This is a genomic window from Bifidobacterium sp. UTBIF-78 (assembly GCF_006408945.1).
Taxonomy (GTDB): Bacteria; Actinomycetota; Actinomycetes; order Actinomycetales; family Bifidobacteriaceae; genus Bifidobacterium; species Bifidobacterium myosotis.
Genome location: NZ_JFAO01000031.1, coordinates 46,582 through 53,979, shown reverse-complemented (window position 1 = coordinate 53,979; position 7,398 = coordinate 46,582). Strand labels below are relative to the sequence as shown.

Sequence of the window (7,398 nt, the reverse complement as noted above, 5' to 3'; positions counted from 1 at the left end):
AGAAATGATCAATCTATACTTTCGTTTATCAGGAGAACGATGCAGCGAAGCATCGTAAATTACTGAAGTCTAACGCCAACAGGATTCCGGTCTCACATACTGGAATACTGCTACTGAGACTGATTATGACAGTCCATAGAACCACTTTATGACCGTAACTCATGCCGCGTTTGACATGGCTTTTCTTGAACGCGCTATAACCCCTTTCAACCATCACTAACCGAATACTCCACACCGGACGCTCCGATAAGGTGTTCTCCAACGTGACCAGCCACAGCGACAAGCAAGGAGAAACATCATGGCCGTACAGCATTCAGAACGCTTCATCCGCGGACGTAAGAAACTGGAAGAGGTGATTGGAGGCACGGGAGAAGGCGTAGTTGACTCTTTCGCCGAAGTCGCCCCTGATCTGACCCGTTATATCGCTGAGTTTCCGTTCGGGGATATTTACACACGTCCCGGTCTAGACGTGAAATACAAGCAATTGGCAGTTATCTCGTCATTGGCTTCTCAAGGCGATACCGCACTGGCGCTCAAAGTGCACATCAACGGAGCCTTGAACGTCGGTTGGACTCCCAACGAGATTATTGAAACGTTCCTGCAGCTGCTCCCCTACGCTGGCTGGCCGAAAGTACAGAATGCAGTGACCGTCGCCGAACAGGTGTTTAAGGATCGCGGAGTTGCTCCTGTTTGGAACAACGAGGATTAATTGGGGATCAATCTTCACGTCCATCGCATCTAAAAGCCGACAACAGAATCAAGAGGAAAGTAAGAGAAGGGATAAACCTGCCCATGTCGTTCACTGGCAAGTTGAAGAAAATCGCGGCCGGCGCACTCGTAGCCATTAGTCTTATCAGCGTATCCGCCTGTGGCCAGACCGCAGCCAGCGCTGACTCCAAAGAAGTTATCGTAGGCGTCTCTCCGATTTACAAGGATTTGGGAGAGGCAATCAAGACTGAGTTCGACAAGCAGAACAAAGATTCCGGCAAGACCGTTACGATAAAAGTGTTCGATGACTTCGTCACCCCCGACACTGCACTGCAGGAAGGAAGCATCAACCTCAACTTCTACCAGCATAATGTCTATCTCAATCAGTTCAACGAGAAAAACGGTACGCAGCTCAAGGCATACGACCCCAAGGGCGTGTTCACATACTATATGGGCATCTACTCCAGCAAAATCAAAAGTCTTGAGCAACTGCAAGATGGAGCAAGCATACTGGTTCCCAATGACGCAGCGAATCGTGCCCGTGCGTTGAAAACTCTCGCTACGAATGATTTGATCACATTAAAGGACGGCGTAGATGTGCCGTCAACCTTGGATATCACCAGCAATCCAAAGAACCTAATAATCACGGAAACTGACGTGATGAAAGAAGTCAAGGGCCTTGACGACGCCGATGCCGCAGTCATCAACTCAATTTCCGCAACTCAAGGCGGCATCGATCCGGCAACGGCACTTGGCAAGGAATCTGATACGGATAGCGGCAAATACTCTTTAGTGGTCGCATACAAGAATGGCTCGGGCAATGATGAGAATGCGAAGCTGTTCACCAATGCCATCAAGACTGACGCCATCAAGAAGGAGCTGGCCAAAGAATTCAAGGAAGCAGTAGTCCCACTCTGGTAGGCAGTCGGAATAAAGAGCGGCGGCGCACGAACCACGACCGCCGCTCTTCCATGCGCGAATCACGAAAGGAGACAAGCAAGTGATTGAGATACACGATTTGGTAAAAAGCTACGGCGCAGCTCCTGTACTCAAAGGCGTCAATCTGACCATCCAAGATGGGGAAATTCATGGCATCATCGGCCTGAGTGGAGCAGGCAAGTCTACACTATTGAAATGCCTCAACGGCATGGAACCATATGACTCAGGTAGTATCAAGGTCGAAGGCACCGAAGTCAGCGAGCGCGGTCACGGCAAGCAGGCCCGTGCATTCAAACGTAATATCGGACTCATTTTCCAAAGCTTCTCGCTAATGCAGCGCAAAACAGTATATGACAATATTGCATTGCCGATGCGCTTGTGGCATTACAACAAGAACGATATCGACGAAAAGGTCCGCCGATACGCCAAAATCGTCGGACTGGAGAATAAGCTTGATTCGCGGCCCCGTGAATTATCTGGTGGGCAGCAGCAGCGTGTAGCCATCGCCCGTGCACTAACCTTAAATCCTAAAACTATTCTCTGCGACGAAGCCACTTCGGCGCTTGATCCGAAAACAACAGCATCAATTCTCAACCTGCTACGCGAAATCAACGAGCAAAGCGGCATCGCAGTCATCCTCGTCACACACCAGATGGAGGTTATCAAACGCATCTGCCAAAATGTGTCCGTGTTGGAAGACGGCCGTATTACGGCCTCAGGTAGCGTGCAAGACGTATTCGTGCACAACGCATCACACCTTGGTGCACTGTTAGAGAATAAGGAACAAGAGGAGACTCTTCCTCAGACCGGCACTAATATCCGGATTTCCTACGGCCCCGATCATGTGTACGATACTTTCCTCAGCACCATGACCCGCCAGACGAACGTACCATTCTCCCTCATCTGGGCAACGACCGACAAGTACCGCGATGATGTGCTTGGCAGCGTCATTATCAATATCGCAGACTCGGATACCGCATCCATCAAAAAATATCTCAACGAGCATCATGTCACTTGGGAGGAACTATGAGCGAACAGCCTTGGGACAAAATTATCAACGACGTCATGCTCCCAGCTTTGGGCTCCACAGCATACATGGTCATCATCGCCACCGTACTTTCTTCCGCTATCGGACTTGTACTCGCAGTTGTACTGGTGGTTACAGCTCCAGGTGGCCTCCACCCAAATAACGTTGTCTATCGCGCACTTGACATCATCGTCAATATCCTGCGTTCGTTCCCCTTCATCATTCTTGCTGTCGCCATTATTCCGCTGACGCGACTCATTGTCGGTACATCCATCGGAGAGGAAGCGGCACTTGTGCCGCTGGTCGCTGTGGGCGCTCCGTTCACTGCTCGACTGTTTGAAGGAAGTCTCAAAGCTGTAGATCATGATCTCATCGTCGCAGCCAGCTCATTTGGCGCATCCACGTTGCAGGTTATCGGTCGGGTCATGATTCCTGAGGCGATTCCAGCAATCATTCTTAATGTCACGTTGGCCACAATCTCCATTCTGGGATTGACCGCGATGGCCGGCGCCATCGGCGCTGGCGGCCTTGGCGCCGTTGCCATCACTTACGGTTATCAGAACTTCAATGATGCCATCATGTACGGTACGGTGATCGTACTCGTTATTCTCGTTCAGCTTATTCAGTTGATCGGCAATCTCATCTATCGCAAGCTCAAGTAACAATCGTGCATAAGGAGACACTAATACCAGTGAAACGTTGGGAAGAGCAGACAGCCCTAGTTACCGGCGCCGGACGCGGTATCGGCCGAGCAACTGCCATTATGCTTGCGTCAAAAGGCGTCCGCGTTGCCGTCAATGACATCAATCCGGACACTGCCCAAGCCACTGTCGAAATGATTCAGACACGAAACGGCAAAGCAGTTCCTGCGATAGGTGACGTATCCAACGAACATGATGTGGCGCAGATTCATCAAACATTGAACGCGCAGTATGGCGGCGTGGATATTCTCGTCAATAATGCCGGCATTATTCTCAAACAGCCTTTGCAAGATGTTACAGAACACGAGTGGGATCATATTCTTGCAGTAAACCTTAAAGGAGTATTCCTTAACATCACTCACGCTTCGCATCACATGGCCGAGCAAGGCTACGGACGAATCGTGAACATATCGTCCATCGCTGCAAAGCATGGCGGAGGCTATCTCGGGAATGTCGCCTACGGAGCTTCCAAAGCCGGAGTCGCTTCTTTGACCCGTGGCGCTGCACGGGAATACGCCCCAAACGGTATTACCGTTAACGCAGTTATGCCCGGATTCACCCACACACCGATGACCGACGCCATGAGCAATGAGACAAGAAACAGAATCCTAGCTGGTATGCTCATCAAACGATCAGCGGAGCCTGAGGAAATCGCACGAGTAATCACATTTCTTGCATCGCCAGAATCCGGATTCATCACCGGTGAAACCATCGATGTGGATGGAGGTGCAACGCTCGATTGAGTACTACACCAGACACCATGATGGCTGTCGTAAAAACCCATACGGGCCCGGGCCTATCCTTGGAATCCGTCCCTGTCCCGATACCGGGGCACGGCGATGTGCTGATTCGCGTGAACCAAGCAGCCGTATGCGCTACAGACCGCCACATTGAAGAATGGACTTCGTGGGCTCAAGCCCGTATGAATCCTCCAATCATCATTGGGCATGAATGTTCTGGCGTAATTATTGAAACTGGTGATGGCGTCTCAGCTAGCAGAATCGGCGAGCGCGTGGCAGTAGAAAGTCACTTCGGATGCAACGCTTGTACACAGTGCCGTGCAGGTAGGGCTCACTTATGCGAACGCGCGCGGTTATTCGGTGCAACTGTACCAGGCTGCTTCGCGCAATATGCCGTTGTACAAGCAGATAGCGCCATCAGACTTCCCGAATCAATCAGCGATGTTCAGGGATCGGTTATGGAACCGATGGGCGCCGCAGTACATGGCATAGACGCGGCTGCCGTGCAAGGCAATGATGTTCTCATCATCGGATGCGGACCAATTGGCTTATTCGCCATCGCCGCCGCACGAGCATTTGGTGCAAATCACATCACCGCCGTGGATTTGTTCGATTCCAAGCTCGAACGCGCACAGCTCATGGGCGCCAATACGGTCATCAATGACAATGCCGACAATTCAAAAACCTTCGGCGTATTTGACGTGGCAATCAACTGCTGCGATGCTCATCACGCCGTCCTCAAAGCCATTCGCAGTCTTCGCAAAGGTGGGCGAATCGTCTCCGTCGGACTACCACAAGGAATCTTCAGCTTGGATCTTTCCGAAGAAATCTTATACCGGGAAATCACTCTGGTAGGCACGTCGGGACGTCTCATCCCCCGGACGTGGAATCAATGCTTTGACTTACTTTCCAGCGGGTTGGACATCAACCCCGCCTTGGGCAACACCCATGCACTTAAGCACGTCAGGCAAGCATTCAACGACATGCGTGCCGGTGTTCCAGGAAAACCATTGATCTCTATAAGCGAAGAAGAAGATTGACTATGAACGTTTCCTCTCAACTTGATTCAACTGAAGCAGCTGCGCTCTATCGTTCCATGCGAAGAATCCGCCGCTTTGAACAGACTGTTAAGGCGCTTTCCGGCAAGGAAATTCTAGGACCCGCCCATCTGTATATCGGAGAAGAAGCGATTGCGGTTGGAGTATGCGCTAATCTCACGAACAAGGATTATGTGACCAGTACGCACCGTGGACATGGACACACACTTGCCAAGGGCGCAGCCATGAATCGATCGTTCGCCGAACTTTTCGGACGCGTCACCGGATATTGCAAGGGCAAAGGCGGCTCCATGCATTTAGCTGATTTCAGCGTAGGCATGCTTGGCGCCAATGGAGTGGTCGGCGGTGGATTCAATATTGCAACTGGAGCTGCACTGGCCATACGGCAACGGCACACGAACGACGTGGCCGTATGTTTTTTCGGAGACGGCGCTTCCAGCCGAGGCACCTTTCATGAGGCGGTAAATCTCGCTGCCACTTGGAAACTTCCAGTCATTTATGTATGCGAGAACAATCAATGGGCTTCAACTACTCGTTTTGATGACATAAAAAACGTCGACTACCTCTCGCAACGTGCACAAGGATATGGTATTCCCGGTATCACCGTGGACGGCAATGACCTAATCTCCGTCAAAAACGCGGCATCACACCTTATCGAGAGAGCAAGAAATGGCGAAGGACCTTCCATTCTTGAATGCCGTACCTACCGCATTGATGGACATTTCATCACCGACCCACAAACCTATCGCTCACAAGAGGAAGTACGCGAATACCAGTTACACAACGATCCCATTACCCGTTTTGCAGAACGTATGCGCTTGGACGGAATACTATCTGATGAGGACTTTGCCACTGAAGATGCCGCAGTGGAACAAGAATTATCGGCAGCATTGGAATTCGCAAGAAACAGCCCTTATCCGCAGTCTGATGAGGCGTTAGATGACGTATACGACCAGGGAGCATCGCTATGAGCAGGAATATCACATTCTGCCAAGCAACCAAGGAAGCCATGGCCGAAGAGATGCGTGCCGATCCCGATGTCTTTGTATATGGCGAAGACATCGTTAAACAGGGCGGCATTTTCGGCCAATTTGCAGGTCTGCATGACGAATTCGGTGACCGTGTACTTGATACGCCAATTAGTGAAACCGCTTTAGTTGGTGCAGGAGTTGGCGCGGCCATGGCGGGAACAAAGCCAGTCATCGATCTGCATTTTGCAGATTTCATCGGTATTACGATGGACGAGATTCTCAATCAGATGTCCAAAGCGCACTACATGTTCGGAGGACAGGCGCACCTTCCACTTGTCCTGAGGGCTCCTGATGGTTCCATGAGTCATGCCGCCGCTCAGCATTCTCAATCATTGGAATCATGGTTCGTATCGATTCCTGGTATTAAAGTTGTCATCCCATCCAGTCCGCAGACAGGAAAAGCCTTACTGAAGGCGGCCATTCGAAATCCCAATCCGGTGATTTTCTTCGAGCACAAAGGCTTATTCCCTGTTACTGGGCCCGTTGATGATGAAGTAATCATTCCCCTCGACAAGGCTGAAGTCGTACGAGAGGGAACTGACGTAACACTGGTCTCGTATTCAATGATGCTGACGCACGCTCTTGCCGCTGCTGATAAAGCGCAAAGACTACATGGCGTGAGTACTGAAGTAATTGACTTACGCAGCATTGTTCCGCTAGACATGGAAACCATTTATCAGTCGGTCAAGAAGACCGGCCGATTGATTATTGCCCATGAAGCAATTCGGACAGGTGGTGTCGGCGGCGAAATTGCCGCAGAAGTTGCAGAACATGCGTTCCAATGGCTGCAGGCACCAATCGTTCGCATCGGAGCCCGCTTTGCCCCTATTCCTTACAGCCAGCCGCTTGAGGAATCGGTATTGCCTCATGAAGAAGATATTCTTCAAGCCCTAGTACAGAAATAGCATTACACCATTGCCTATCCATACCCGTAACCGGCATATCGTGCCCATAGTGTGCCCCATGGTGTAGGGACTTTCGCATGGTGTAGGGACACGAAATCTACATAATGGCGGGATAAAGCCATTTCTGGCCTTTACGCCACAGCGGAATCCCTACATCATGTGCCAATCCCTACACCATGGGAATTGGCAGGCGCTGAGTGGAATACTGTCCTGTGGATCGCTGGCAACGCCTACGCCATTTGCACCATTTGAACCGCCGCACTGCGGACAGAACCCGCCTTTGGTGACC

The 7,398-nt window shown here is 51.0% G+C and carries 8 protein-coding genes; all 8 read left to right on the top strand.

Going from position 1 to position 7,398, the window contains the following annotated elements; translation table 11 throughout:
• The first annotated feature begins 298 nt into the window (after positions 1 to 298).
• Positions 299 to 709 carry a carboxymuconolactone decarboxylase family protein gene (locus tag BG22_RS07695; RefSeq protein WP_140494615.1) on the top strand — a complete coding sequence of 137 codons (411 nt, stop codon included), beginning with the start codon at positions 299 to 301 and terminating at the stop codon, positions 707 to 709.
• Positions 710 to 792: 83 nt separating this feature from the next.
• Entirely contained in the window at positions 793 to 1,629 is an 837-nt protein-coding gene (locus tag BG22_RS07690) for a MetQ/NlpA family ABC transporter substrate-binding protein (protein ID WP_140494613.1), read from the top strand.
• 79 nt (positions 1,630 to 1,708) lie between these two features.
• Positions 1,709 to 2,677 carry a methionine ABC transporter ATP-binding protein gene (locus tag BG22_RS07685; protein ID WP_140494611.1) on the top strand — a complete coding sequence of 323 codons (969 nt, stop codon included), beginning with the start codon at positions 1,709 to 1,711 and terminating at the stop codon, positions 2,675 to 2,677.
• Positions 2,674 to 3,336, top strand: a complete 663-nt coding sequence (locus tag BG22_RS07680; protein WP_140494609.1) for a methionine ABC transporter permease — start codon at positions 2,674 to 2,676, stop codon at positions 3,334 to 3,336. Before BG22_RS07685 ends, BG22_RS07680 begins: the two co-directional genes overlap by 4 nt.
• A 29-nt stretch (positions 3,337 to 3,365) precedes the next feature.
• Complete coding sequence (locus BG22_RS07675; protein ID WP_181163450.1) at positions 3,366 to 4,118, top strand: SDR family NAD(P)-dependent oxidoreductase; 753 nt, start codon at positions 3,366 to 3,368, stop codon at positions 4,116 to 4,118.
• Positions 4,119 to 4,135: 17 nt separating this feature from the next.
• The gene (locus BG22_RS07670; protein WP_140494606.1) at positions 4,136 to 5,155 is read left to right on the top strand and encodes an alcohol dehydrogenase catalytic domain-containing protein; all 1,020 of its coding nucleotides are present in this window, start codon (positions 4,136 to 4,138) and stop codon (positions 5,153 to 5,155) included.
• A gap of 2 nt (positions 5,156 to 5,157) precedes the next feature.
• Positions 5,158 to 6,144, top strand: coding sequence for a thiamine pyrophosphate-dependent dehydrogenase E1 component subunit alpha (locus tag BG22_RS07665; protein WP_140494604.1), 987 nt, complete (start codon positions 5,158 to 5,160; stop codon positions 6,142 to 6,144).
• Complete coding sequence (locus tag BG22_RS07660) at positions 6,141 to 7,109, top strand: alpha-ketoacid dehydrogenase subunit beta (RefSeq protein ID WP_140494602.1); 969 nt, start codon at positions 6,141 to 6,143, stop codon at positions 7,107 to 7,109. The genes BG22_RS07665 and BG22_RS07660 overlap by 4 nt, the downstream gene beginning before the upstream one ends.
• Positions 7,110 to 7,398 lie beyond the last annotated feature (289 nt).

Coding starts and splice junctions, on each gene's coding strand:
- BG22_RS07680 (WP_140494609.1), top strand. CDS start 2,674: ATGAGCGAACAGCCTTGGGACAAAATTATCAACGACGTCATGCTCCCA.
- BG22_RS07665 (WP_140494604.1), top strand. CDS start 5,158: ATGAACGTTTCCTCTCAACTTGATTCAACTGAAGCAGCTGCGCTCTAT.
- BG22_RS07695 (WP_140494615.1), top strand. CDS start 299: ATGGCCGTACAGCATTCAGAACGCTTCATCCGCGGACGTAAGAAACTG.
- BG22_RS07670 (WP_140494606.1), top strand. CDS start 4,136: ATGATGGCTGTCGTAAAAACCCATACGGGCCCGGGCCTATCCTTGGAA.
- BG22_RS07690 (WP_140494613.1), top strand. CDS start 793: ATGTCGTTCACTGGCAAGTTGAAGAAAATCGCGGCCGGCGCACTCGTA.
- BG22_RS07660 (WP_140494602.1), top strand. CDS start 6,141: ATGAGCAGGAATATCACATTCTGCCAAGCAACCAAGGAAGCCATGGCC.